Raw genomic sequence first — 23,583 nt, forward strand, 5'->3', positions numbered from 1 at the left:
AACGGCGCAGCCTTGAGGGCTGCGCCGCGGGTGTTACTCGATGACCAGAATGGCATCCATTTCAACCTGTGCACCCTTTGGCAGGGCGGCCACGCCAATGGCGGCGCGGGCTGGGTAAGGCTGTTGGAAATACTTGCCCATGATCTCGTTGACCTTGGCGAAGTGGCTCAGGTCGGTGAGGAAGATGTTCAGCTTGACGATGTCCTTGAACGAACCGCCAGCGGCCTCGGCTACCGACTTGAGGTTTTCGAACACCTGGACGGTCTGGGCTTCGAAGCCTTCCACCAGCTCCATGGTCTTGGGGTCCAGAGGGATCTGGCCGGACATGTAGACGGTGTTGCCAGCCTTGATCGCCTGGGAGTAGGTGCCGATGGCAGCAGGTGCCTTGTCGCTGGTGATAACTGTCTTGGTCATGAATGACTCCTTGTAATGGACGGGCTACGCACGCATGCGGGTGATGCGGATGACCCCGGTCAGGGCGCGCAGTTTCTTGATCACGCGGGCCAGGTGTACGCGGTCGTGCACGCTGACCACCAGTTGGACCACGCTGATGCGACCATCGCGTTCGTCCATGCTGATTTTCTCGATGTTGCCGTCGGCGGCGTTGACGCTGCTGGCCAGCAGCGCGATCAGGCCGCGTTGGTGTTCCAGTTCTACGCGCAGTTCGACGTTGAATTCGCCGGTGACATCCTTGGCCCAGGAGAGCTGGATGCACTTTTCCGGGTTGTGGCGGATTTCGCTGATATTGCGGCAGTTGTCCAGGTGCACCACCATCCCCTTGCCGGCGGACAGGTGGCCGACGATCGGATCGCCCGGGATCGGCGTACAGCACTTGGCGTAGCTCAGCACCAGGCCTTCGGTGCCGCGGATTGCCAGCGGGCCTTCCGGGCTTGGCAGCTGTTCGCCTTCGCCCAGCAGGCGGCGCGCCACAACGTAGGCCATGCGGTTGCCCAGGCCGATGTCTTCCAGCAGGTCTTCGATCAGTTCCAGGCGGTATTCCTGGAGAATCGCCTGGATGCGTTCGGCCGGGACCTTTTCCAGGGAGCTGTCGAAGCCGTTGAGCACCTTGTTCAGCAAGCGTTCGCCGAGGCTGATGGACTCGGAGCGGCGCTGCAGCTTGAGAGCATGGCGGATATGGGTGCGGGCCTTGCCGGTGACCACGAAATTCAGCCAGGCCGGGTTCGGGCGCGCGCCCGGGGCGCTGACGATTTCCACTGTGGAACCGCTTTGCAGGGGTTCGGACAGCGGCGCCAGGCGACGATTGATCCGGCAGGCGATGCAGCTGTTGCCGACGTCGGTGTGAACCGCGTAGGCGAAGTCCACCGCGGTGGAGCCTTTGGGCAGCTCCATGATCCGGCCTTTGGGCGTGAACACGTAGACCTCGTCCGGGAACAGGTCGATCTTCACGCTCTCGATGAATTCCAGGGAGTTGCCGGCGCGTTGCTGCATTTCCAGCACGCCCTTGACCCATTGGCGGGCGCGGGCGTGAGTGCCTTTGGGCTGTTCGTCGCCACTGGATTTGTACAGCCAGTGGGCGGCGATGCCGTTATTGGCCATTTCTTCCATTTCCCGGGTACGAATCTGGATCTCGATTGGCACTCCGTGCATGCCGAACAGCGTGGTATGCAGCGACTGATAGCCGTTGGCCTTGGGAATGGCGATGTAGTCCTTGAAGCGTCCCGGCAGTGGCTTGTACAAATTATGTACAGCGCCGAGTACGCGATAGCAGGTGTCTACCTTGTCGACGATGATGCGGAACGCATAGACGTCCATGATCTCGTTGAAGGCCCGACGCTTGCCGCGCATCTTCTTGTAGATGCCGTACAGGTGCTTCTGGCGACCGCTGACCTCGCCCTGGATGCCGTCGATGGCCAGGCAGTGGCTGAGGGATTCCTCGATCTTGTTGACGATTTCCTTGCGGTTGCCCCGGGCGCGCTTGACCGCCTGGTAGATCCGCGCGGAACGCATCGGGTGCATCGCCTTGAAGCCCAGGTCTTCGAATTCGATGCGGATGGCGTGCATGCCCAGGCGGTTGGCGATGGGGGCGTAGATCTCCAGGGTTTCCTTGGCGATCCGCCGACGCTTTTCGCCGGAAAGTACTTCCAGGGTGCGCATGTTGTGCAGGCGGTCGGCCAACTTGACCAGGATCACGCGAATGTCGCGGGCCATGGCCATGGCCATCTTCTGGAAGTTTTCCGCTTGGGCTTCGGCCTTGGTTTCGAAGTTCATCTGGGTCAGTTTGCTGACCCCATCCACCAATTCGGCCACGGTTTCGCCGAACTGCGCGCTGAGCGCTTCCTTGGCGATGCCGGTGTCTTCGATGACGTCATGCAGCATCGCGGCCATCAGGCTCTGATGGTCCATGTGCATGTCGGCAAGAATGTTCGCTACCGCGAGTGGGTGCGTGACGTACGCCTCGCCGCTGCGACGGCGTTGACCGTCATGGGCTTGTTCGGCGTAGAAATACGCTCGGCGGACCAGATTGACCTGGTCCGTGCCGAGATAGGTCGATAAGCGATCGGCGAGGGCGTCTATGCTCGGCATGATGTCTCCTGCCGTAAGCTGTGATCCCGCGCCGTGCTACGTCGACCAGGCATAGGCTCAGACGGCCTCGTTGGACTCGTCCTCGAAAGCAGCGAAAAGCGGCTCATCTTCAACGATTTCGGCTTCGGCGATGGCTGCGTAGTCGATCAGGCCTTCAGCGATTTCGCGCAGGGCGACAACGGTAGGCTTGTCGTTTTCCCATGCTACTTTCGGCTCTTTGCCGCCGGTGGCCAGTTGACGGGCACGCTTGGTAGAGAGCATGACCAGCTCAAAGCGGTTATCCACGTGTTCTAGGCAGTCTTCAACGGTTACGCGGGCCATGGTCTTCCTCGTAGCAAATGCAATATGCGCGCTGCCCGGATGGGCGAGCGGACTCAACAGTTTAAAAAATCACCAGCGTTAAGGGAAGCGCTGATTTTTTAACCAAGCCCTTCAACGCGCTGCAAGTGCCAATGTAAAGCGCTTGCAGCGGTTTTGGGAAGTGCTGTTTTAACCCAGGAGTTCAGCCAGCAATTTGCCGAAACGCTGCTGCTGGCGTTTCTGTTGCAGCTGATTGGCGCGGAAAATCGCCTTCAGGTCGCCCAGCGCGTGGGCGAAATCGTCGTTGATGATCAGATAGTCGTAGTCGACGTAGTGGCTCATTTCGCTGACGGCCTCGCGCATCCGCCCGTCGATGACCTCGTCACTGTCCTGCCCACGGTTGGTCAGGCGCTGGTGCAGGGCTTGCAAGGACGGTGGCAGGATGAAGATCGAACGGGCCTGGGGCATCAGCTTGCGTACTTGTTCCGCGCCTTGCCAGTCGATTTCCAGAATCAGGTCGTGGCCTGCGTCCAGGGTTTGCTGCAGGTGGCTTTGCGAGGTTCCGTAGAGGTTGCCGAACACTTCGGCGCGCTCCAGGAAGTCCCCGTGCTCACCCATCTTCACGAACGTCTCGCGGGAGACGAAGTGATAGTTCACGCCGTCCACCTCACCGGGGCGCATGGCACGGGTGGTGTGGGAGACCGAGACGCGAATCTCCGGTTTGGCGTCGGTCAGGGCCTTGACCAGGCTGCTCTTGCCCGCGCCCGACGGCGCGGAAATGATGTACAGGGTGCCGGTGCTGTGGGTCATGTCAGTTGCCTTACTCAATATTCTGCACTTGTTCGCGCATCTGCTCGATCAACACCTTGAGGTTGACCGCAGCTTGGGTGCTGCGCGGGTCGAAGGCCTTGGAGCCCAGTGTGTTGGCTTCGCGGTTGAGTTCCTGCATCAGGAAGTCCAGGCGCCGCCCGGCCGCGCCGCCGGACTTGAGCACGCGACGTACTTCAATGATGTGGGTGCTCAGGCGGTCCAGTTCTTCGGCGACGTCGCTTTTCTGTGCCAGCAGCACCATCTCCTGTTCGAGACGGGTCGGATCCAGCTCAGCCTGCATGTCGGCGAAGCGGTCGAGGATCTTCTGGCGCTGGGTCGCGAGCATCTGCGGGACCAGTTCACGCAGGGTCGCCACGTCTTCCTCGATGGAGGACAGGCGTTCGTCGATCAGCCTGGCCAGTTCGGCGCCTTCCCGTTCGCGGCCATTCTTCAGTTCCTTCAAGCCCTGGTTGAACAGGGCCAGGGCGTCACTGTTCAAGGCTTGCGGGTCAGTGGCGTCGGCCACCAGTACGCCCGGCCAGGCCAGGACTTCCAGCGGGTTGAGCGCGGCCGGCTGCTTGATCAGGCTGGCGACGGACTCGGCGGCAGCGACCAGTTGCGCGGCGCGCTCGCGATCCACCTGCAGCGGTTTGCCGGCGGTTTCCTCGATGAAGCGCAAGGTGCACTCGACCTTGCCGCGGGACAGGCCCTGGCGCAGGGCTTCGCGGACCGCGCCTTCAAGGTCGCGAAAGGCTTCCGGCAAACGCAGGTGCGGCTCCAGGTAACGGCTGTTGACCGAGCGCAGTTCCCAGCTCAGGGTGCCCTGAGTGCCTGCCCGTTCTGCCCGGGCGAAGGCGGTCATGCTGTGCACCATGGAGGTACCTCCGATTCAGCGCCGGCACCAACCGTGAGGGGGTTGGGCGGGCCTGATAAAGATGAATTGAAGCCGACAGGCTGCGAAGGCGCAGGATTGTAGCGCAGTGCGGTCGGAGCCCCCAAACCCTGGCGCTGCCAATGCATTGCAGCTCGTCGCAACAGGACTCATCCGCGGTGTAAATGCTCCTTTGACCTTTTTAGGCGTGCCCTGGCGCGGTTGCGGGCTTTATAATGCTCGGCAGTTTTCCGTCCCCGTACAGGTGTTCCCCTATGAAACGTCCAAGTGGTCGCGCCGCCGATCAGCTCCGCTCGATCCGCATCACCCGCAACTACACCAAACACGCCGAGGGATCTGTACTGGTCGAGTTCGGTGATACCAAAGTGATCTGCACGGTCAGCGTCGAGAACGGTGTGCCGCGCTTCCTCAAGGGCCAGGGCCAGGGTTGGCTGACTGCCGAGTACGGCATGCTGCCGCGGGCTACCGGCGAGCGTAACCAGCGCGAAGCCAGCCGTGGCAAGCAGGGCGGTCGGACCCTGGAGATCCAGCGCCTGATCGGCCGTTCGCTGCGCGCCGCACTGGACATGTCCAAGCTGGGCGACGTCACCCTGTATGTCGATTGCGACGTGATCCAGGCCGACGGCGGTACTCGTACCGCATCGATCACTGGCGCCATGGTGGCCCTGGTCGACGCCTTGAAAGTGATCAAGAAGCGCGGTGGCCTGAAAGGCGGCGATCCGCTGAAGCAGATGATTGCCGCGGTATCCGTCGGCATGTACCAGGGCGAACCGGTCCTGGACCTGGATTATCTGGAAGACTCGGCTGCCGAAACCGACCTCAACGTTGTGATGACCAGCACCGGTGGTTTCATCGAAGTGCAGGGCACTGCCGAAGGTGCGCCGTTCCAGCCGGCTGAACTGAATGCGATGCTGGCCCTGGCCCAGCAAGGCATGAACGAGATTTTCCAACTGCAGCAAGCCGCGCTCGCCGATTGATGGGCGCAGGTCTTCAGCAAGGAGAGCACCATGAGTGATGAACAACTGCCGCTGCCTACGCCGAGTCACGAAGTCCGGCAATGGGCGATGTTTTGTCACCTGTCCGCCTTGCTGGGGATCTGGGTTCCTTTCGGCACACTGATCGGACCGTTGATTCTCTGGCAGATGAAGCGCGAAACCGATCCCTTTATCGATGCCCAGGGCAAGGAAGCACTGAACTTCCAGCTGACCGTCGCCATTGCGTCGGCGGTGTGCTTCCTGTTGATGATCGTGGTGATCGGGTTCTTCATGTTCGGCCTGCTGGCGATCGGAGCCCTGGTGCTGACCATCATCGGCGGAGTCAAGGCTGGCGAAGGGGTGCCTTATCGCTACCCCTTCACCTGGCGCCTGATCAAGTAGCTCGAGCAAGCACAAAAAAGCCGACAGCGATGTCGGCTTTTTTGTGGCGGTGAAAGGACGCTTAGATGGTCAGCGTCCAGTCATAGTCCACGATCAGCGGTGCGTGCTGCGAGAAGCGTGGCTGGCGCGGCAGGCGAGCGCTGCGGACAAAGCGACGCAGGCCGGGAGTCAGCAACTGGTAGTCGAAACGCCAGCCCAGGTTCAGCATCTCGGCCTGTTCGTTGTCCGGCCACCAGCTGTACTGGTCGCCTTCACGGCTGACTTCACGCAATGCGTCGACATAACCCATGTTGCCAATGATCTCGTCCATCCAGGCACGCTCAGGTGCCAGGAAGCCCGGAGATTGCTGGCTGTCGCGCCAGTTCTTGATATCCAGCTTCTGTTGCGCCACGTACAGCGAGCCACAATAAATGTACTCGCGACGTTTGCGCCGCTGTTTATCCAGATAACGGGCGAAATCGTCCATTAGCTTGAACTTCTGGTTCAAGTCTTCATCGCCGTTCTGCCCTGATGGAAGCAGCAAGGTCGCGATGCTGACCTTGTCGAAATCGGCTTGCAGGTAGCGCCCGTAACGATCGGCTGTCTCGAAGCCGAGGCCGCTGATGACCGCCTTCGGCTGCAACCGCGAATACAAAGCCACACCGCCTTGGGCAGGGACTTCGGCATCGCAGGCATAAAGGAAGTAGCCATCCAGTTGGAAGGCTGGGTCGTCCAGTTCAAAGGCAGAGGCGCGGGTGTCCTGCAGGCAGATGACGTCGGCATTCTGTGCCTGCAGCCAACTGAGCAAACCACGCTCCACTGCAGCCTGAATACCATTGACGTTCACACTGATGATCCGCATAAATGGCCCCAAAAATCACGTGCGTGTATGATACCCGAGCTCTACCTAATTAGCTAAATCCGTGGTATCTGGGGTTTTTTCATGCAGGCGTATCAGCGCGATTTCATTCGTTTTGCCATCGATCGCGGGGTTTTGCGCTTCGGTGAGTTCACCCTGAAGTCCGGGCGCACCAGCCCTTACTTCTTCAATGCCGGCCTGTTCAACAGCGGTTCGGCGCTGGCCCAGCTGGGGCGTTTCTACGCCGCGGCGATCGTCGAAAGCGGCATTCCCTTCGATGTGCTGTTTGGCCCGGCCTATAAAGGCATTCCTCTGGCGGCGGCCACTGCGGTGGCGCTTGCCGAGCATCACCAGCGCGATCTGCCCTGGTGCTTCAACCGCAAGGAAGCCAAGGCTCACGGCGAAGGCGGCAGCCTGGTGGGGGCTCCCTTGACCGGCGATGTGCTGATCATCGACGACGTGATCACCGCCGGCACGGCGATCCGCGAAGTGATGCAGATCATCGAGTCCCAGGACGGCGCCAAGGCGGCCGGGGTGCTGATCGCCTTGAACCGTCAGGAACGCGGCAACGGCGAGTTGTCGGCGATCCAGGAGGTCGAGCGTGACTTCGGCATTCCGGTGGTGAGCATTGTCTCCCTGACCCAGGTCCTGCAGTTCCTGGCGGATGATCCGGCGCTCAAGCAGCATCTGCCGGCGGTGGAAGCCTACCGCGCGCAGTACGGAATCTGACCTGTAGGAGCCGGCTTGCCGGTGAAGAGGCCTTTGGGCCTTGAGTTGCCCGCGTGAGTGCCTTCGCCGGCAAGCCCGCTCCCACAAAGATTGCGTCGATAAAAAAGCCCCCGCCCGGGATCCCGGGCGGGGGCTTTTTTGTGCCTGGTGCTTAAGGACGCTTGCGGTTGCTGATCAGGGTGCCGACACCCGTATCGGTGAAGATCTCCAGCAGGATCGCGTTGGGCACGCGACCGTCGATGATCAGCGAACTGCCGACCCCGCCTTGCACGGCTTCCAGCGCGCAGCGGATTTTCGGCAGCATGCCGCCGTAGATGGTGCCGTCGGCGATCAGCTCGTCGACCTGCTGGGTGCTCAGGCCGGTGAGGACCTTGCCCGACTTGTCCATCAGGCCGGCGATGTTGGTCAGCAGCATCAGCTTTTCGGCTTTCAATGCTTCGGCCACCTTGCCAGCCACCAGATCGGCGTTGATGTTGTAGGACTCGCCGTTGGCGCCGACCCCGATCGGTGCAATCACCGGGATGAAATCACCCTTGACCAGCAGGTTCAGCAGGTCGGTGTTGATCCCGACCACTTCGCCCACATGGCCGATATCGATGATTTCCGGGGTGGTCATTTCCGGCGTCTGGCGGGTCACTGTAAGTTTTTTCGCCCGGATCAGCTCGGCATCCTTGCCGGTCAGGCCGATGGCGCTGCCGCCGTGACGGTTGATCAGGTTGACGATGTCCTTGTTGACCTGGCCACCGAGGACCATCTCCACCACGTCCATGGTTTGCGCATCGGTCACGCGCATGCCATCGACGAAGTGGCTTTCAATGGAAAGGCGCTTGAGCAGGTCACCGATCTGCGGGCCGCCACCGTGCACCACCACCGGGTTGATCCCGACAGCCTTCATCAGCACGATGTCGCGGGCGAAGCCGGTTTTCAGCTCCTCGCTTTCCATAGCGTTGCCGCCGTACTTGATCACCAGGGTCTTGCCGACATAGCGGCGAATATAAGGCAGCGCTTCGGATAGGACCTTGGCGGTATTGGCGGCGGCATCGCGTTCGATGGTCATTCAGGGCTCCGGTGCTTCAAACAATCAAAACGGTAGTTGGAGATCAGGTGCAACACGTTTCAGCTGGGTGTGGAACACATCCTTGATGCGCTGCAGTTCGGCTGCATCATCAGCCTCGAAGCGCAGCACCAGCACAGGGGTGGTGTTGGAGGCGCGAACCAGGCCCCAGCCCTTGGCATAGTCGACCCGCACCCCGTCAATGGTGGTCAGGTCGGCGCCTGCACCCCACTGCGCGTCGTGCAGGGCGTCAATGATGCTGAATTTGCTCTCTTCGGTCACATGGATATTGATTTCCGGCGTAGAAATATCGTTCGGGAAGGTGGCGAACAGCTCTTCCGCGGTGGATTTTTCCTTGCTGAGGATCTCCAGCAACCGTGCGGCGCTATAAATGCCGTCGTCGAAGCCGAACCAGCGTTCCTTGAAGAACACATGGCCGCTCATTTCGCCGGCCAGCAGAGCGCCGGTCTGTTTCATTTTCTTTTTGATCAACGAGTGACCGGTCTTCCACATTAGCGGGCGACCGCCATATTCCTTGATCAGCGGAATCAGGCGTCGGGTACATTTGACGTCGAAGATGATCTCCGCATCCGGGTTGCGCGCCACCACGTCCTTGGCGAACAGCATCAGCAGGCGGTCGGGGAAGACGATGCTGCCGGTGTTGGTCACCACACCGACACGATCGCCGTCGCCGTCGAAGGCCAGGCCCAGGTCGGCGCCGGTTTCCTTGACCTTGGCAATCAGGTCCTCGAGGTTCTCGGGCTTGCCTGGATCCGGGTGGTGGTTGGGGAAGTTGCCGTCCACTTCGCAGAACAGCGGGATCACTTCGCAGTTCAGGGCTTCGATCAATTGTGGGGCAATCACCCCGGCGGCGCCGTTGCCGCAATCCACCACGACTTTCAGGCGGCGGGCCAGCTTGACGTCACGGATGATCTCCTCGGCGTAGCGCGGCAGGATGTCGACCTGGGTGACGCTGCCCTGAGCGCTGCTCAGGTTGTTGCTCTTGAGGCGCTCGTGCAGGGCCTGGATCTGTTCATTGGCCAGGGTGTCGCCGGCGATGACGATCTTGAAACCGTTGTAGTTCGAGGGGTTGTGGCTGCCGGTGAGCATTACGCCGGACTTGCCGGCCAGTACGTTGGCCGCGTAATACAGGGCTGGGGTCGGCACCAGGCCGACGTCGCTGACGTGGCAGCCGCTGTCGTGCAGGCCCTGGATCAGTTGCGCCACCAGTTCCGGCCCGGACAGGCGGCCATCGCGGCCCACGGAGACGTTCGGTTCACCCTGGGCCAGGCTCTGGGAGCCGATGGCGCGGCCGATCCAGTAGGCGGTTTCAGCGGTCAGGGTTTGCGGTACAACGCCGCGGATGTCGTAGGCGCGGAAGATGCTGTCGGGGAATTTCGGGGCGACTTTAGCTGCGTTGCTCATCACTGAGGGTGCTCCATCTGAAGGGGTGCAGTACGGCCGTGGGAGGACAGGCCGGCAGGCTCAAACTGAAGGGTATGACGGCGTTTTCAGCATAGAGTTCGTACTGCGAAAGTGCCATCTGACGGGCTCCGTCCCCTCCGGAACCGGTCAGCAGCCCGGCCTGGCGGGGGCCAGGCGCCCTGCAAAAAAATGCTGGTCCTCGGTCCTTGATTGCTCTCGCAAGGGGGCGGAGCAGGCAGGCTGCCCACTCCGAGAGGCAGATCAGTGGCTGCCGGAGTGGCCGAAGCCACCTGCGCCGCGCTGGCTTTCATCAAAGGCTTCGACCACTTCGAAATGCGCCTGGACCACAGGCACCAGCACCAGTTGGGCGATGCGCTCGCCGACGACGATGTTGAAGGCGGTCTGGCCACGGTTCCAGCAGGACACCATCAGTTCGCCCTGGTAGTCCGAGTCGATCAGGCCCACCAGGTTGCCCAGCACGATGCCGTGCTTATGGCCCAGGCCGGAGCGCGGCAGGATCAGCGCTGCCAGGCCCGGATCGCCAATGTAGACCGACAGCCCGGTAGGGATCAGCAGCGTCTGGCCTGGCTCCAGAAGGGTGTCTTCCTTGAGCATGGCTCGCAGGTCGAGGCCGGCGGAGCCCGGCGTGGCGTACTGCGGCAGAGGGAATTCGTTGCCGATGCGTGGGTCGAGGATCTTGGCTTGTAAAGCGTGCATGCGAGTTAAACCTGGTTCAGCCGTTCGGCGATAAAAGAGATCAGCTGGCGGGCAATCTTGCCCTTGCTGGTCTGGGCGAAGAGAGTTGCGTGCAACTCCCGGTCAATCACGCTGCAGGCGTTTTCCTCGCTGTTGAAGCCAATGCTCGGGTTGGCAACGTCGTTGGCGACGATCAGGTCGAGGTTCTTGTCCTTCAATTTGCGTGCAGCGTAGTCGAGCAAGTTTTCGGTTTCTGCGGCGAAACCGACACTGAAAGGCCGATCCGGACGGCTGGCAATGGTGGCCAGGATGTCCGGGTTGCGCACCATCTGCAGCAACAGGCCGTCACCTTTCGTAGGGTCTTTCTTTAATTTCTGTGGGGCGACGACTTCCGGTCGGTAGTCCGCGACCGCCGCAGAGGCGATGAAAACGTCGCATGGGATCGCCGATTCACAGGCCGCGAGCATGTCCCGGGCGCTGACAACGTCGATCCGCGTGACTCTATCGGGGGTTGGCAGGTGTACCGGCCCGGTGATCAGGGTCACCCGGGCACCGGCTTCAACCGCGGCCTCGGCCAGGGCGAAGCCCATTTTTCCTGAGCTATGGTTGGTGATGTAGCGCACCGGATCGATGTTTTCCTGGGTCGGCCCGGCGGTAATCAGCAGGTGCTTGCCGGTCAGCGCCAGATGCTGGAAGCAATCGGCGGCGCACTGGGCCAGGTCGTTGGCCTCCAGCATGCGGCCCAGGCCGACATCGCCACAGGCCTGGCTGCCGGAAGCCGGGCCGAAGACCTTCAGGCCACGGCTTTGCAGCAGTTGGGTGTTGGCTTGGGTGGCAGGGTCGCGCCACATGGCCTGATTCATCGCCGGGGCGATGGCGACGATGGCATCGGTGGCCAGCACCAGGGTGGTCAGCAGATCGTCGGCAATGCCCTGGGCCAGGCGGGCAATCAGGTCCGCGGTGGCTGGCGCGATCAGCACCAGGTCGGCCCACTTGGCCAGCTCGATATGGCCCATGGCGGCTTCGGCAGCCGGGTCCAGCAGGTCGAGGTGGACCGGGTGCCCGGAGAGCGCTTGCATGGTCAGCGGGGTAATGAATTCACTGCCGCCCCGGGTCATGACCACGCGCACTTCGGCGCCCTGGTCGAGGAGTCGGCGAACCAGCTCCGCGCTCTTGTAGGCGGCAATGCCGCCGCCGACGCCGAGCACGATGCGTTTCCGATACAGCCGCTGCATAGGCCTGTCTTTCCGTTCAGTGATTGCTGCGTGGCATGCCCCCTCCCCAGGTGAAATACCACGCAAAAAAGAGGGGGCTAAGATAGCACAGCGCCCGCTGTCGAACAGCGGCGCCATGCACAGGGAGGTGTGATGAGTATTCGTGACTGGCCCGCGGCGGAGCGTCCGCGGGAACGGCTTCTGGAGCAGGGCGCCATCAGCCTTTCCGACGCCGAGCTACTGGCTATTTTCCTGCGCACCGGGGTGGCCGGTAAAAGCGCGGTGGACCTGGCGCGGCATCTGTTGCGGCGCTTTGGCAGCCTGCGCAGGCTGCTGGAGGCCGATCAACTGACCTTTACCCGCCAACTGGGGCTGGGCCCGGCCAAGTACGCCTTGTTGCAGGCGGTGCTGGAAATGGCCCGCCGGCATCTGGCGGAGAAACTGCATCGCCAGTCCGCGTTGGAGAACCCGCTGGTGGTGCGCGATTACCTGAAGTCGATGCTGCGCCACGAGCCCCATGAAGTGTTCGGTTGCCTGTTTCTCGACACGCGGCATCGTGTACTGACCTTCGAAGTGCTGTTTCAGGGCTCCATCGACAGCACCACGGTGTACCCGCGGCAGGTGATCAAGCGCGCCTTGGCGCACAATGCAGCGGCGGTGATCCTCTGCCACAACCATCCGTCAGGCATTTGCGAGCCCAGCCCGGCCGACCGGGTAGTGACCCGACGTTTGCAGGAGGCACTGGAGTTGATCGATGTGCGGGTGCTGGACCACTTCATCGTGGGGGAGGGCGACCCGCTGTCGATGGCCGAGTACGGCTGGATCTGAATGCAGCCGGCTTCAAGGCCTGGGTGGGCCTTGAAGCCGGCCGGCAGTTCACTTGATGCTGACTTTCGAATAGTCCTGGCGCCCGAAGGGGCTCACCTGGTAGCCCTCGACCTGCTTGCGAGTCAGGGCGAAAGCGGTCGGGTGTGCCAGGGGCAGCCACAGCGCCTGCTGCTGGATCTGGGTCTGGGCCTGTTGGTACAGCTTGCTGCGCACACCCTGTTCGCTGGTGGTCTTGCCGGCCGTGATCAGCTTGTCCAGGTTCTGGTCGCAGTAGCGGGCGAAGTTGGTGCCGGACTTGACGGCGGCGCAGGTGAACTGTGGCGAGAGGAAGTTATCCGGGTCGCCGTTGTCGCCAGCCCAGCCCATGAACAGCAGGTCGTGCTCGCCGGCCTTGGCGCGGCGGATCAGTTCACCCCATTCGATCACGCGGATTTCCGCCTGGATCCCCACTTGGGCCAGGTCCGATTGCAGCAACTGTGCGCCCAGGCTGGGGTTGGGGTTGAGCAGGCTGCCAGAAGGGCGGGTCCAGATGGTGGTCTGGAAGCCGTTCTTCAGGCCAGCCTTGGCCAGCAGTTGGCGAGCCTTTTCCGGGTCGTGGGCGTACCCGGGCAGGTCCTTGGCGTAGCTCCAGGTATTGGGCGGGTAAGGGCCGTTGGCGGCTTCGGCGGTGCCTTCAAAGACCGCCTTGAGGTAGCTGCCCTTGTCGAAGGCCAGGTTGATTGCCTGGCGTACCTCGGGTTTGTCCAGGGGTGGGTGCTGGCTGTTGATGGCGACGAAGGCGGTCATGAAGGCTGCGGTGTGCTCGACCTTCAGTGCCGGATCCTCGCTGGCGGCCTGGACATCCAGGGGCTTGGGCGACAGCGCGATCTGGCACTCGTTGCGGCGCAGCTTCTGCAGGCGCACGTTGGCGTCCGGGGTGATGGCAAAGATCAGCGAATCGACCGCAGGCTTGCCGGCAAAGTAGTCGCGGTTGGCCTTGTAGCGGATCGAGGCGTCTTTCTGGAAGCGCCCGAAGATGAATGGGCCGCTGCCGATCGGCTGGCTGTTGAGCTTCTCCGGGGTGCCGGCCTTGAGCAGTTGCTCGGCGTACTCCGCCGAGTAGATCGAGGCGAAGCCCATGCTCAGGGTGGCGAGGAAGGTCGAATCGGCGTGGTCCAGGGTAAAGCGTACGGTCAACGGGTCCAGGGCATCGATCTTCTTGATCAGGCTGGGCAACTGCAGGGATTGGGCGTGGGGAAAGCCGCTCTGGGCGATCTTGTGCCACGGATGGGCCGGATCGAGCATGCGCTCGAAGCTGAACTTGACGTCTTCGGCGGTCAGCTCGCGGCTGGGGTTGAAATACTCGGTGCGGTGGAACTTGACCTTGGGGTGCAGTTTGAACACGTAGGTCAGGCCGTCGGCAGAGACCTCCCAGCTGTCGGCAAGGCTGGGGACTACCTTGCCGCTATCAGCGTCGAACTCCACCAGGCGGTTCATCAGCACGTCGGCGGATGCGTTGGTGGTGGTCAGTGAGTTGTACTGCACCACGTCGAAGCCCTCCGGGCTGGCTTCGGTGCAGACGCTCAGCGCGGCAGCCTGGGCCAGGGGGCTCAGGAGAGGGGCGAGCAGGAGCGGGAGGGCGGCAAGACGCATGGTCGGGTTCCTTGTGCAGATCGAAAGCCCATCTGCGAGTGCAGTCTGGAAATGCCTTACCCTAGTGGGCTCTTTGTAAAATGACTATCCCTTTTGTATCGAGTGACGAAACCTCGGGCTCGGCCGGGGTTCCAGGCGTGATTTTCCGCAGGCATGACCGCGCCCAATGGCGGTTTTGTGCCTGGGGTATCGGGAGAAATATATTCTGCGACGAGCGGTAGATTTCTGCGGTAGCCTTTGCCGCAGGCGTCCGGCGCAAGAAAATCAGGACTTTTCGTCATCCTGGGCACAGCGGTTGTTGTTGCTCTGGGGTCTTTCTGGTATAAAGCAGCGCTCTTTTCTAGGGGCCCGGTTCCTTCGCTTGTAGGTGTAGCCGGTAAGACCCTAAAGAAACGCGGCGCCTGGCGCCAAATGACTGAGAGATTAAGCGGCCAACCCATGCCGGGTTGGGCATGTGGTTTTAGAGGGCTGAGGCATGTCTAGAGTCTGTCAAGTTACCGGTAAGGGTCCGGTGACTGGGAATAACATTTCCCACGCAAACAACAAAACCCGTCGTCGTTTCCTGCCGAACCTGCAGCATCACCGCTTCTGGGTTGAGTCCGAGAAACGTTTTGTGCGTCTGCGCGTATCTGCCAAAGGCATGCGTATCATCGACAAGCGCGGCATTGATGTCGTGCTGGCCGAAATCCGTCGCGATGGCGGCAAGGTTTAAGGGAGCTAATCATGCGTGAATTGATTCGTTTGATCTCGAGCGCCGGTACTGGTCACTTCTACACTACCGACAAGAACAAGCGTACTACTCCGGACAAAATCGAGATCAAGAAATATGATCCGGTTGTTCGCAAGCACGTGATCTACAAGGAAGGCAAAATCAAGTAATTGATTTTTCTTCTGACAAAAAAACCCGCCTTCAAGCGGGTTTTTTTGTGCCCGGGATTCAGGCTTTCTGTTCGAAGGCCACATAGACCTTGCGGCAGGGCTCCAGCACTTCCCAGGTGCCCTTGAAGCCGGCCGGGATCACGAAGCGGTCGCCGACTCGCAGAGTCTTGGCATTGCCGTCGTGATCACGCAGTACCGATACGCCCTGGAGGATCTCGCAGTATTCGTGCTCGGTGAAGTTCACCGTCCACTGGCCTACGGCGCCTTCCCAGATCCCGGCATTGAGCTGGCCGCACGGGCTGGCGTAATGGTTGAACACCGCCTGCTCGGGGTCGCCCTTGAGGATTTTTTCCGCAGCGGGGCGGTAGCGTTCGCCCTCGGTGGTGGCCTGGCTGAAGTCGACGACGTTGTGGATGCTCATTGTTGTATTCCCCCGTGATTGCGGCGCGAGTGGCTATGAAGGCCAAAGTCTATGTTTATTAAAATGCACATAGCAATGGCGTTTGCCCGGGCTTTGTCAAATATATTGAAAGTACAGGTGTCGCTGGTTTAGGGTGGCGGGTGCCTTTGGCCGAAAACAGGCTGGCCGGGCAGAATTCTTCAGCAGTGCCGGCGTAGTTCGCATGGCGCTTGTATACAAATAAGAGGAGGACACTCGTATGACCACCCTGACTCGTGCCGACTGGGAACAACGTGCCCGCGACCTGAAAATCGAAGGTCGTGCCTACATCAACGGCGAATACACCGCATCGGCTTCCAGCGACACCTTCGAATGCATCAGCCCGGTAGACGGTCGCGTACTGGCGACCATCGCCAGCTGCGATGCCGCCGATGCCCAGCGCGCCGTGGAAAACGCCCGCGCCACCTTCAACTCCGGCGCCTGGTCGCGCTTGGCGCCGGCCAAGCGCAAGTCGGTGATGATCCGCTTTGCCGGCCTGTTGAAGCAGCACGCTGAAGAACTCGCGCTCCTGGAAACCCTGGACATGGGCAAGCCCATCAGCGACTCCCTGGATATCGACGTTCCCGGCGCCGCCCAGGCCCTGAGCTGGAGCGGCGAGGCCATCGACAAGATCTACGATGAAGTCGCTGCCACCCCTCACGACCAGTTGGGCCTGGTCACCCGTGAGCCGGTAGGCGTGGTCGCGGCCATCGTGCCGTGGAACTTCCCCCTGATGATGGCTTGCTGGAAACTGGGCCCGGCCCTGTCCACCGGTAACTCGGTGATCCTCAAGCCTTCGGAAAAATCCCCGCTGACCGCCATCCGCATCGCTGCCCTGGCAGTGGAAGCCGGGATTCCGGCGGGCGTGTTCAACGTACTGCCAGGCTACGGCCACACCGTCGGCAAGGCCCTGGCCCTGCACATGGACGTGGACACCCTGGTGTTCACCGGCTCCACCAAGATCGCCAAGCAGTTGCTGGTCTACTCCGGCGAATCCAACATGAAGCGCGTGTGGCTGGAAGCCGGCGGCAAGAGCCCGAACATCGTGTTCGCCGATGCTCCGGACCTGCAGGCCGCCGCCGAATCCGCCGCCAGCGCCATTGCCTTCAACCAGGGCGAAGTCTGCACCGCCGGCTCGCGCCTGCTGGTGGAGCGCTCCATCAAGGACAAATTCCTGCCGCTGGTGATCGAGGCCCTCAAGGGCTGGAAGCCGGGCAACCCGCTGGATCCGGCCACCAATGTCGGTGCCCTGGTGGACACCCAGCAGATGAACACCGTGCTGTCCTACATCGAAGCCGGGCATGCCGATGGCGCCAAGCTGGTGGCCGGTGGCAAGCGCACCCTGGAAGAAACCGGTGGCACCTACGTCGAGCCGACCATTTTTGATGGTGTCAGCAACGCGATGAAAATCGCCCAGGAAGAGATCTTCGGCCCTGTACTGTCGGTGATCGCCTTCGACAGCGTGGAAGAGGCGATCCAGATTGCCAACGACACGCCTTACGGCCTGGCAGCTGCGGTGTGGACCGCCAACATTTCCAAGGCCCACCAGACCGCCAAGGCCCTGCGTGCCGGCAGCGTCTGGGTCAACCAATACGACGGCGGCGACATGACCGCGCCGTTCGGCGGCTTCAAGCAGTCGGGCAACGGTCGCGACAAGTCGCTGCATGCGTTCGACAAGTACACCGAGCTGAAAGCCACCTGGATCAAGCTCTGAGTCTTGTCGTTTGAGGCGGGGCAGTGCCCCGCCTGATGTCGATCCATAGCGCAGCCGGACTTTCCGCAAGGGGAGTCCGGCTGTGTTGTCTGTGCCTTGCGAAACAATGATCCACAGGAGCGTGGAAATGCGTTGGGCGACCTATTTCGCCGTTTTGGCCGCAGTCTTGAGTGTCGGCCTGGCCCTGGGCGTGACCATGCCCCTGGTGTCGTTTCGTCTCGAAAGCTGGGGCTACGGGCCTTTTGCAATTGGCGTGGTGGCGGCGATGCCGGCCATTGGCGTGTTGCTCGGGGCGAAGATCTCCAGCCGCCTGGCGGCGCGCTTCGGCACCGCCAGCCTGATGCGCCTGTGCCTGTGGGGCGGGGCGATCTCCATTGCCTTGCTGGCGCTGCTGCCCAGCTATCCGTTGTGGTTGGTGCTGCGCCTGATACTGGGAGTGGTCCTGACCATCATCTTCATTCTGGGGGAAAGCTGGATCAATCAACTGGTGGTGGAGCAGTGGCGTGGCCGGCTGGTGGCGCTGTATGGCGCAAGCTATGCCTTGAGCCAGCTGGCCGGGCCCCTGCTGTTGGGCGTGCTGGGTACTGAGCATGATTACGGCTTCTGGACCGCGGTGGGTTTGCTGGTGGTATCACCGCTCCTGCTGCTGGGGCGCAGCGGGGCGCCGAGCACCGAGTCGTGCAGCGTGACCCTGTTTGACCTGTGGCACTTCTGTCAGAAGTTGCCGGCGATTGCCTGGGCAGTTGCATTGTTCGCTACTTTCGAGGCGCTGATTCTGACCCTGCTGCCGGTGTATTGCCTGAGCCAGGGGTTCACCGAAGACATTGCCCTGGCCATGGTCAGCACCGTGGTGGTGGGGGATGCACTTTTGCAACTGCCGATTGGCGCCCTGGCGGATCGGATTTCCCGGCGCGGCCTGTTCACCGGCTGCGCGGTGATCCTGCTGTGTTCCAGCCTGGCCATTCCGCTGTTGCTGGGCACCGTGCTGATCTGGCCACTGTGGGTGTTGTTCGGGGCCAGCGCCGGGGGCTTGTTCACCTTGTCGCTGATCCTGATCGGGGAGCGTTACCGCGATGATGCACTGGTGCGGGCCAATGCCCATGTGGCGCAGCTCTGGGGCATTGGCTGCCTGATCGGGCCGCTGGTGGCAGGGGCCGGCAGCCAGTGGGTGAGCGGCCACGCCATGTTGCTGCTGGTGGCGGCCGGGGCTTTTGGCTTGCTTGTCCTGCTGCTGCGCCAGGGGGCCTTTGGCGAAGCCCAGGCTGCGTTGTAGCCACTCAGAGCATGCGTTCCAGGCCGATGCGGGTGCTCAGCCAGGCATTGAAGCGGCGCCACCAGTTGCCGGGTTCATGGCCCAGGCTGTGCAACTGGCCCTGGTCCTCGGTCACCCAGACCAGCTTGCCGTCCAGCAGCTTGACCTGGTAGCTCAGGGCCGGCGCCATCCCCTGCAGGGCCAGGGCGCGGACATGTTCAGCCAGCTCGGGGCTGTCCACCAGCACCCCGACCTCGGTGTTCCACAGCACCGAACGGGGGTCGAAGTTGAACGAGCCGATGAAGCTCTTTCGTCGGTCGAAGATCATCGCCTTGCTGTGCAGGCTGGAGTCGGAGCCCTTGTAGGAGCCGCTGTGGAACAGGTGCGGCCCGCTGCCACCGCGCTCGCCGGGTTGTCGGCGCAGTTCGTAGAGCTTCACTCCATGTTCCAGCAATGCCTTGCGATAGGGCGCATAGCCGCCATGCACCACTGGCACGTCGGTGGCTTCCAGGGAGTTGGTCAACAGGCTCACCGAGACTCCGGCGTCCGCGCGCCCGGTCAGGTACACCAGCCCAGGCTGCCCCGGAACGAAGTAGGCCGAGATCATGATCAGCTCCTTGCCGACCCCGCTCAGTTCCGGTGCCAGCTGGGTGGTGAGCAGCAGGTGCGGATCGGGGTCACCCTTGGCCAGGACCTTGGCCGGAGCGTCCCACAGGGCCTGGTTCCAGGCCCAGATCAGTTCCTTGCGCCAGATGTCCATGCGCGGCTGGGTCTGGTAGGTCATTAACTGCCGGTACAGCGCCTGGTTCTGCCGGCGGCTGTCCTGCAAGGATTCCTCGAGGCGCAGCCGGGTGTTGTCCAGCGCCTTGGTGGAAGGTGTGCTGGACAGGAACTCGCCGATGGGGCGGCTCAGGGCGCTGTTCCAGTACTGGTCGAAGCTGTGGCCCAGTTGCTCGGCCACCGGACCCACGCTGAACATGTCGATGTCGGTGAAATTCAGGTTGGGCTGGGCGTCGAAGTATTCATCCCCCAGGTTGCGCCCGCCGACGATGGCCACGCTGTTGTCTGCCAGCCAGAGCTTGTTGTGCATCCGCCGATGCTGCTGCGACAGGTTGAACAGGCGGCCCATGGCCCGGGTCAGGCCGGTGCTGCGGCCCAGGTGCAGAGGGTTGAACAGGCGGATCTGGATCTGCGGATGGGCGGCCAGGGTGGCGATGATCTGGTCCAGGCCGTCGCTGGTGGTGTCGTCCAGCAGGATGCGTACCCGCACGCCACGGTCGGCGGCCTTGAGCAGCTCGTCCACCAGCATGCGGGTGCTGATGCCGTCGTGGACGATGTAGTACTGCAGGTCGAGGCTGCTTTGCGTGTTGCGGATCAGCTCGGCGCGGGCCATGAACGCTTCGGTGCTGTTGGGTAGCAGGCGAAAGCCGGAACGCCCCTGGTAGGGCGCGGCCTGGGCCCGGATCGACTGGGCAAAGCCCGAATCACGGGCGGGCAGGGCCTGGCTGGGTTGGTACGGCACCTCGCGGGTAGCGCAGCCGCCCAGCCCGAGGCTCAGCAGCAGAAGCCAGGTGAAGGCCTGTATAGGGTTCAAGTCAGGTCATCTCGCATCACGGCACGGGTTGGCATGGGACGGCTGGCTTCCTGCTTCGGGTCGGGGTCAGTCCGAGGTATCACTGAGCAGCTTGATGGCTGCAGCGCCGACCTTGCGTACCGCGTCTTCGATCTGCGCGGTTGGCTTGGCAGCGTAGTTCATCCGCAGGCAATTGCGGTACTTGCCCGAGGCGGAAAAGATGCTGCCCACGGCAATCTGCACCCCTTGCTCGAGCAGCACTCGGTTGAGCTTCAGAGCATCAAAGCCCTCGGGGAGTTCGATCCACAGCATGAAACTGCCCTGTGGCCGGCTGGCGCGAGTGCCGGCGGGGAAGTAGCGGCTGACCCAATCGAGCATCAGGTCACGATTGCGCTGGTACTGGGTGCGCATCTTGCGCAGATGCGGCTCGAAGTGGCCGCTCTTGAGAAACTCGGCGATGGCTACCTGGGGCTGCGGGGCCGTGGAGCCGGTGCTGATGTATTTCATGTGCAGTACACGTTCCAGGTAGCGGCCGGGCGCCACCCAGCCGATGCGCAGGCCTGGGGCCAGGGTTTTCGAGAACGAGCTGCACAGCAGCACCCGGCCATCATCGTCGAAGGACTTGATGGTGCGCGGGCGCGGGTAGGTGTAGGCCAGTTCGCCATACACATCGTCCTCGATGATCGCCACGTCGAAGCGCTGGGCCAGGGTCAGCAGTGCCCGCTTGCGCGGCTCCGGCATGATGTAGCCCAGGGGGTTGTTGCAGTTGGGCGTCAACTGTATGGCCTTGATCGGCCACTGTTCCAAAGCCAGTTCCAGGGCTTCCAGGCTGATTCCGGTAATGGGGTCGGTGGGGATCTCCAGGGCCTTCATGCCCAGGCCCTTGAGGGTCTGCATGGCGCCGTGGAAGCTCGGCGAGTCCACGGCGACGATATCCCCCGGTTCGCAGATGGCGCGAATGCTGGTGGACAGCGCCTCGTGGCAGCCAGTGGTGATCACCAGGTCGCCGGCCCCCAGCTGGCAGCCGGAATCCAGCATCAGCCGCGCGACCTGCTCGCGCAGCTCCAGCACGCCGTAGATGTTGTCGTAGTGCAGGCCTGGCATGTCCTGGCGCCGGCTGAGGCGGGCCAGGGCCCGAAGCAGAGGCTTGAGGGTGGGTGTGGTGATGTCCGGCATGCCCCGGCCCAGTTGCACCACGTCCTTGCGCGGCACGGCGCGAATCAGTTCCAGCACCTGGTCCCACTGCGAGATCTCTACCGGTCGCTGGGCCGGGCGGCCAACGGCGGGCAGGGCGGGCAGTTCGCGGCTGGGCGGCACGAAGTAGCCGGACTTGGGCTTGGGCATCGCCAGGCCGTTGTCTTCCAGCAGGCGGTAGGCCTGCTGCACGGTGCTCAGGCTGACCCCGTGCTCGACGCTCAGGGCGCGCACTGAGGGCAGCCGATCGCCGGGGCGGTAGAAGCCCTGCTCAATGCGGGTGCCCAGGAGTTCGGCGAGGTTGACGTAGAGGGTCATGGCATTGGCTCGTAGTGGGGGGCGCGAGGACCGGTACAGATGGGGCAAAAATACAGGATTCAGCAGGATTTTTGGCAAAACTGTATGGAGTTAATACCGCTGTATTGAGTCTGTAATGGTTTTTGCGCACCAAGCATCCTATTGGCTCATGGCAACTTTGAGCAAACAGGAGCAATACAGATGAACGGCTTGAGCGATGTGCGTCTGTCGTTACGGAGTCAGGAGCTGCAGGCAGAGCAGGAGCAGGCACTGGCGGCACGCCTGCCACGTTCTGCACCGCCCGGGCTGAGCCCGCTGGGTCTGTACTGGCATCGGCTGCGCACGCGTAAGTCGTTGCTGGAGCTGACTGCCGAGCAGTTGCGCGATGTCGGCCTGAGCCGGGAAGAGGCGCGGGCCGAAGGTCTCAAGCCGTTCTGGCGGCTGTAGGCCGACGCCGCGCAGCCACGGGGAGGGTCAGAGCAGTTCCTTCAAGCGGTGCCAGAGCATGCCCAGGGCCAGCAGCGGCGAGCGCAGATGCTTGCCGCCCGGGAAGGTGATGTGCGGCACCTTGGCGAAGAGGTCGAAACCGCCGCCGTGCTGGCCGCTGATGGCCTCGCCCAGCAGCTTGCCCGCCAGGTGCGTGGCATTCAGGCCGTGGCCCGAATAGGCCTGGGCGTAATACACATTGGGCTGGTCCTTGAGCCGGCCGATCTGCGGCAGGCGGTTGGCGCCGATGCCGATCATGCCGCCCCACTGGTAGTCGATCTTCACTGCGGCCAGTTGCGGGAACACTTCCAGCATCTTCGGCCGCATGTAGGCGGCGATGTCCTTGGGGTCACGCCCCGAATAATGACAGGCACCCCCGAACAGCAGGCGCCGGTCAGCCGAAAGGCGGTAGTAGTCCAGGGCCACGCGCTGGTCGCAGACCGCCATGTTCTGCGGCAGCAGTTCCTGGGCCAGGGCCGGGCTCAAGGGTTCGGTGGCGATGATGTAGCTGCCGGCCGGAAGCACCTTGCCCCCCAATTCCGGATTGAGATCGTTGAGGTAGGCGTTGCAGCCCAGCACCAGGGTCTTGGCCCGGACGGTGCCGCGACTGCTGTGGACCTTGACCTCGGGGCCGTAGTCGATGCGGGTCACCGCAGAGTGCTCGAACAGTTGCACCCCCAGTTGCTGCGCCGCCCGGGCTTCGCCCAGGGCCAGGTTCAGCGGGTGCAGGTGGCCCGAACCCATGTCGATCAAGCCGCCAACATAGCGCTTGGAACCCACCACGCTGTGCATTTCATCGGCCTGCAGCAGCCGGGTCTGGTGGCGATAGCCCAGGCTGCGCAGTTCCTCGGCGTCTTCGGCGAAGCCGGCAAGGTCGGCCGGCTTGTTGGCCAGGTCGCAGTAGCCCCAGGTCAGGTCGCAAGGGATCTGGAAACGCTCGATGCGTTGGCGGACGATCTCCACCGCCTCCAGCCCCATGAGCTTCATCTGCCGCACTCCGTCCTTGCCTATCACCTTGGTGAACTGGTCGAGGCCGTGGCCGACGCCGCGAATCAACTGCCCGCCATTGCGCCCGCTGGCGCCCCAGCCGATCTTGTGCGCCTCCAGCAGGACCACGCTGAGGCCACGCTCGGCCAGTTCCAGCGCGGTGTTGAGCCCGGAAAAACCGCCCCCGACCACGCACACATCGGCTGTCAGATCGCCCGCCAACGCTGGGTAGTCAGGTTGCGGCAGGCTGCTGGCGGCATAGTAGGAAGCGGCGTGCTGAAGGCTGGCGGGCATGGGATGCGTCCTGATGATGGTGTCGGTAAAAATGCGCGGAGCATAAGTCGGGCCTTTGCGCCGGGGCAACCGCAGGACGCCCGGTCCTGTCTGCCGCCAGGCATTTAGGGCAGAATTCACGGCTATTCAT

23 protein-coding genes and 1 pseudogene are annotated in these 23,583 nt (G+C 62.5%); 9 read left to right on the forward strand and 15 right to left on the reverse strand.

All coding sequences use genetic code 11. The features are described 5' to 3' along the window. Positions 1-33: 33 nt before the first annotated feature. From BM382_RS17675 to BM382_RS17695, 5 genes are all read right to left on the reverse strand, one after another. Positions 34-414: a RidA family protein gene (locus BM382_RS17675; protein ID WP_007921133.1), complete on the reverse strand. Its 381-nt coding sequence runs from the start codon at positions 412-414 to the stop codon at positions 34-36. A gap of 24 nt (positions 415-438) precedes the next feature. After that, positions 439-2,544 (reverse strand): bifunctional GTP diphosphokinase/guanosine-3',5'-bis pyrophosphate 3'-pyrophosphohydrolase, encoded by a 2,106-nt coding sequence (gene spoT, locus BM382_RS17680; RefSeq protein WP_011064232.1) that lies wholly within the window; start codon positions 2,542-2,544, stop codon positions 439-441. A 57-nt stretch (positions 2,545-2,601) separates the two neighbouring features. Then, entirely contained in the window at positions 2,602-2,865 is a 264-nt protein-coding gene (rpoZ, locus tag BM382_RS17685) for a DNA-directed RNA polymerase subunit omega (protein ID WP_007921129.1), read from the reverse strand. Positions 2,866-3,033: 168 nt separating this feature from the next. Further along, the gene (gmk, locus tag BM382_RS17690) at positions 3,034-3,654 is read right to left on the reverse strand and encodes a guanylate kinase (RefSeq protein ID WP_011064231.1); all 621 of its coding nucleotides are present in this window, start codon (positions 3,652-3,654) and stop codon (positions 3,034-3,036) included. A 10-nt stretch (positions 3,655-3,664) separates the two neighbouring features. After that, the gene (locus tag BM382_RS17695; RefSeq protein WP_011064230.1) at positions 3,665-4,528 is read right to left on the reverse strand and encodes a YicC/YloC family endoribonuclease; all 864 of its coding nucleotides are present in this window, start codon (positions 4,526-4,528) and stop codon (positions 3,665-3,667) included. Between the two features lie 272 nt (positions 4,529-4,800). Between BM382_RS17695 and rph the strand changes: the two genes are divergently transcribed. Both rph and BM382_RS17705 read left to right on the forward strand, forming a co-directional pair. Next, complete coding sequence (rph, locus tag BM382_RS17700) at positions 4,801-5,523, forward strand: ribonuclease PH (protein ID WP_011064229.1); 723 nt, start codon at positions 4,801-4,803, stop codon at positions 5,521-5,523. A gap of 30 nt (positions 5,524-5,553) precedes the next feature. Beyond that, on the forward strand, positions 5,554-5,922 hold the full coding sequence (locus BM382_RS17705; RefSeq protein ID WP_011064228.1) for a DUF4870 domain-containing protein: 369 nt from the start codon (positions 5,554-5,556) through the stop codon (positions 5,920-5,922). Between the two features lie 61 nt (positions 5,923-5,983). Here BM382_RS17705 and BM382_RS17710 read toward each other — a convergent pair whose 3' ends face one another. Beyond that, positions 5,984-6,763, reverse strand: coding sequence for an exodeoxyribonuclease III (locus BM382_RS17710; RefSeq protein ID WP_011064227.1), 780 nt, complete (start codon positions 6,761-6,763; stop codon positions 5,984-5,986). An 81-nt stretch (positions 6,764-6,844) separates the two neighbouring features. Here BM382_RS17710 and pyrE point away from each other — a divergent pair, with 81 nt between their 5' ends. Beyond that, positions 6,845-7,489, forward strand: coding sequence for an orotate phosphoribosyltransferase (gene pyrE, locus BM382_RS17715; protein WP_011064226.1), 645 nt, complete (start codon positions 6,845-6,847; stop codon positions 7,487-7,489). A gap of 151 nt (positions 7,490-7,640) precedes the next feature. On the opposite strand, the gene argB is transcribed toward pyrE, so the two are convergent. The 4 genes and pseudogenes from argB to coaBC form a co-directional block, all read right to left on the reverse strand. Beyond that, positions 7,641-8,546 carry an acetylglutamate kinase gene (gene argB, locus BM382_RS17720; protein WP_011064225.1) on the reverse strand — a complete coding sequence of 302 codons (906 nt, stop codon included), beginning with the start codon at positions 8,544-8,546 and terminating at the stop codon, positions 7,641-7,643. 24 nt (positions 8,547-8,570) lie between these two features. Continuing rightward, positions 8,571-9,929: pseudogene (locus BM382_RS17725) on the reverse strand (phosphomannomutase/phosphoglucomutase); the annotation flags it as partial. A gap of 300 nt (positions 9,930-10,229) precedes the next feature. Beyond that, positions 10,230-10,685 carry a dUTP diphosphatase gene (gene dut / locus BM382_RS17730; protein WP_072443455.1) on the reverse strand — a complete coding sequence of 152 codons (456 nt, stop codon included), beginning with the start codon at positions 10,683-10,685 and terminating at the stop codon, positions 10,230-10,232. 5 nt (positions 10,686-10,690) lie between these two features. Next, positions 10,691-11,899 (reverse strand): bifunctional phosphopantothenoylcysteine decarboxylase/phosphopantothenate--cysteine ligase CoaBC, encoded by a 1,209-nt coding sequence (coaBC, locus tag BM382_RS17735; RefSeq protein ID WP_011064222.1) that lies wholly within the window; start codon positions 11,897-11,899, stop codon positions 10,691-10,693. A gap of 132 nt (positions 11,900-12,031) precedes the next feature. Between coaBC and radC the strand changes: the two genes are divergently transcribed. Beyond that, positions 12,032-12,706, forward strand: a complete 675-nt coding sequence (gene radC, locus BM382_RS17740; protein WP_011064221.1) for a RadC family protein — start codon at positions 12,032-12,034, stop codon at positions 12,704-12,706. Between the two features lie 48 nt (positions 12,707-12,754). On the opposite strand, the gene BM382_RS17745 is transcribed toward radC, so the two are convergent. Next, on the reverse strand, positions 12,755-14,338 hold the full coding sequence (locus tag BM382_RS17745; RefSeq protein WP_011064220.1) for an ABC transporter substrate-binding protein: 1,584 nt from the start codon (positions 14,336-14,338) through the stop codon (positions 12,755-12,757). Positions 14,339-14,813: 475 nt separating this feature from the next. On the opposite strand from BM382_RS17745, the gene rpmB reads away from it, so the two are divergent. Beyond that, the gene (rpmB, locus tag BM382_RS17750; RefSeq protein ID WP_011064219.1) at positions 14,814-15,050 is read left to right on the forward strand and encodes a 50S ribosomal protein L28; all 237 of its coding nucleotides are present in this window, start codon (positions 14,814-14,816) and stop codon (positions 15,048-15,050) included. Positions 15,051-15,061: 11 nt separating this feature from the next. Next, the gene (gene rpmG / locus BM382_RS17755) at positions 15,062-15,217 is read left to right on the forward strand and encodes a 50S ribosomal protein L33 (protein ID WP_003177274.1); all 156 of its coding nucleotides are present in this window, start codon (positions 15,062-15,064) and stop codon (positions 15,215-15,217) included. A gap of 58 nt (positions 15,218-15,275) precedes the next feature. Here the strand turns inward: rpmG and BM382_RS17760 are convergent, their stop codons facing one another. Beyond that, positions 15,276-15,638: a cupin domain-containing protein gene (locus BM382_RS17760; RefSeq protein ID WP_015637468.1), complete on the reverse strand. Its 363-nt coding sequence runs from the start codon at positions 15,636-15,638 to the stop codon at positions 15,276-15,278. Positions 15,639-15,876: 238 nt separating this feature from the next. Here BM382_RS17760 and BM382_RS17765 point away from each other — a divergent pair, with 238 nt between their 5' ends. Together BM382_RS17765 and BM382_RS17770 are read left to right on the forward strand one after the other, a co-directional pair. Beyond that, the gene (locus tag BM382_RS17765) at positions 15,877-17,370 is read left to right on the forward strand and encodes an aldehyde dehydrogenase (RefSeq protein ID WP_011064217.1); all 1,494 of its coding nucleotides are present in this window, start codon (positions 15,877-15,879) and stop codon (positions 17,368-17,370) included. A 127-nt stretch (positions 17,371-17,497) separates the two neighbouring features. Continuing rightward, entirely contained in the window at positions 17,498-18,643 is a 1,146-nt protein-coding gene (locus tag BM382_RS17770; RefSeq protein ID WP_011064216.1) for an MFS transporter, read from the forward strand. 4 nt (positions 18,644-18,647) lie between these two features. Here BM382_RS17770 and BM382_RS17775 read toward each other — a convergent pair whose 3' ends face one another. Then, on the reverse strand, positions 18,648-20,216 hold the full coding sequence (locus BM382_RS17775; protein WP_072443467.1) for a phospholipase D family protein: 1,569 nt from the start codon (positions 20,214-20,216) through the stop codon (positions 18,648-18,650). A gap of 66 nt (positions 20,217-20,282) precedes the next feature. Then, positions 20,283-21,707, reverse strand: a complete 1,425-nt coding sequence (locus BM382_RS17780; protein WP_019093687.1) for an aminotransferase-like domain-containing protein — start codon at positions 21,705-21,707, stop codon at positions 20,283-20,285. Between the two features lie 180 nt (positions 21,708-21,887). On the opposite strand from BM382_RS17780, the gene BM382_RS17785 reads away from it, so the two are divergent. Then, positions 21,888-22,133 carry a DUF1127 domain-containing protein gene (locus BM382_RS17785; RefSeq protein WP_065365034.1) on the forward strand — a complete coding sequence of 82 codons (246 nt, stop codon included), beginning with the start codon at positions 21,888-21,890 and terminating at the stop codon, positions 22,131-22,133. A 27-nt stretch (positions 22,134-22,160) separates the two neighbouring features. On the opposite strand, the gene BM382_RS17790 is transcribed toward BM382_RS17785, so the two are convergent. Further along, the gene (locus BM382_RS17790; RefSeq protein WP_065365035.1) at positions 22,161-23,453 is read right to left on the reverse strand and encodes an NAD(P)/FAD-dependent oxidoreductase; all 1,293 of its coding nucleotides are present in this window, start codon (positions 23,451-23,453) and stop codon (positions 22,161-22,163) included. Positions 23,454-23,583 lie beyond the last annotated feature (130 nt).

The organism is Pseudomonas sp. NFPP25, from assembly GCF_900116505.1.
Taxonomy (GTDB): Bacteria; Pseudomonadota; Gammaproteobacteria; order Pseudomonadales; family Pseudomonadaceae; genus Aquipseudomonas; species Aquipseudomonas protegens.

Excerpts from the sequence above, each read along its gene's own strand:
- BM382_RS17790 (WP_065365035.1), bottom strand. The coding sequence starts at position 23,453 with ATGCCCGCCAGCCTTCAGCACGCCGCTTCCTACTATGCCGCCAGCAGC.
- dut (WP_072443455.1), bottom strand. The coding sequence starts at position 10,685 with ATGCACGCTTTACAAGCCAAGATCCTCGACCCACGCATCGGCAACGAA.
- coaBC (WP_011064222.1), bottom strand. The coding sequence starts at position 11,899 with ATGCAGCGGCTGTATCGGAAACGCATCGTGCTCGGCGTCGGCGGCGGC.
- pyrE (WP_011064226.1), top strand. The coding sequence starts at position 6,845 with ATGCAGGCGTATCAGCGCGATTTCATTCGTTTTGCCATCGATCGCGGG.
- BM382_RS17745 (WP_011064220.1), bottom strand. The coding sequence starts at position 14,338 with ATGCGTCTTGCCGCCCTCCCGCTCCTGCTCGCCCCTCTCCTGAGCCCC.
- rpmG (WP_003177274.1), top strand. The coding sequence starts at position 15,062 with ATGCGTGAATTGATTCGTTTGATCTCGAGCGCCGGTACTGGTCACTTC.
- BM382_RS17760 (WP_015637468.1), bottom strand. The coding sequence starts at position 15,638 with ATGAGCATCCACAACGTCGTCGACTTCAGCCAGGCCACCACCGAGGGC.
- BM382_RS17770 (WP_011064216.1), top strand. The coding sequence starts at position 17,498 with ATGCGTTGGGCGACCTATTTCGCCGTTTTGGCCGCAGTCTTGAGTGTC.
- spoT (WP_011064232.1), bottom strand. The coding sequence starts at position 2,544 with ATGCCGAGCATAGACGCCCTCGCCGATCGCTTATCGACCTATCTCGGC.
- BM382_RS17765 (WP_011064217.1), top strand. The coding sequence starts at position 15,877 with ATGACCACCCTGACTCGTGCCGACTGGGAACAACGTGCCCGCGACCTG.
- BM382_RS17675 (WP_007921133.1), bottom strand. The coding sequence starts at position 414 with ATGACCAAGACAGTTATCACCAGCGACAAGGCACCTGCTGCCATCGGC.
- BM382_RS17710 (WP_011064227.1), bottom strand. The coding sequence starts at position 6,763 with ATGCGGATCATCAGTGTGAACGTCAATGGTATTCAGGCTGCAGTGGAG.
- rpoZ (WP_007921129.1), bottom strand. The coding sequence starts at position 2,865 with ATGGCCCGCGTAACCGTTGAAGACTGCCTAGAACACGTGGATAACCGC.
- BM382_RS17705 (WP_011064228.1), top strand. The coding sequence starts at position 5,554 with ATGAGTGATGAACAACTGCCGCTGCCTACGCCGAGTCACGAAGTCCGG.
- rph (WP_011064229.1), top strand. The coding sequence starts at position 4,801 with ATGAAACGTCCAAGTGGTCGCGCCGCCGATCAGCTCCGCTCGATCCGC.
- argB (WP_011064225.1), bottom strand. The coding sequence starts at position 8,546 with ATGACCATCGAACGCGATGCCGCCGCCAATACCGCCAAGGTCCTATCC.
- radC (WP_011064221.1), top strand. The coding sequence starts at position 12,032 with ATGAGTATTCGTGACTGGCCCGCGGCGGAGCGTCCGCGGGAACGGCTT.
- BM382_RS17695 (WP_011064230.1), bottom strand. The coding sequence starts at position 4,528 with ATGGTGCACAGCATGACCGCCTTCGCCCGGGCAGAACGGGCAGGCACT.
- rpmB (WP_011064219.1), top strand. The coding sequence starts at position 14,814 with ATGTCTAGAGTCTGTCAAGTTACCGGTAAGGGTCCGGTGACTGGGAAT.
- BM382_RS17780 (WP_019093687.1), bottom strand. The coding sequence starts at position 21,707 with ATGACCCTCTACGTCAACCTCGCCGAACTCCTGGGCACCCGCATTGAG.
- BM382_RS17785 (WP_065365034.1), top strand. The coding sequence starts at position 21,888 with ATGAACGGCTTGAGCGATGTGCGTCTGTCGTTACGGAGTCAGGAGCTG.
- gmk (WP_011064231.1), bottom strand. The coding sequence starts at position 3,654 with ATGACCCACAGCACCGGCACCCTGTACATCATTTCCGCGCCGTCGGGC.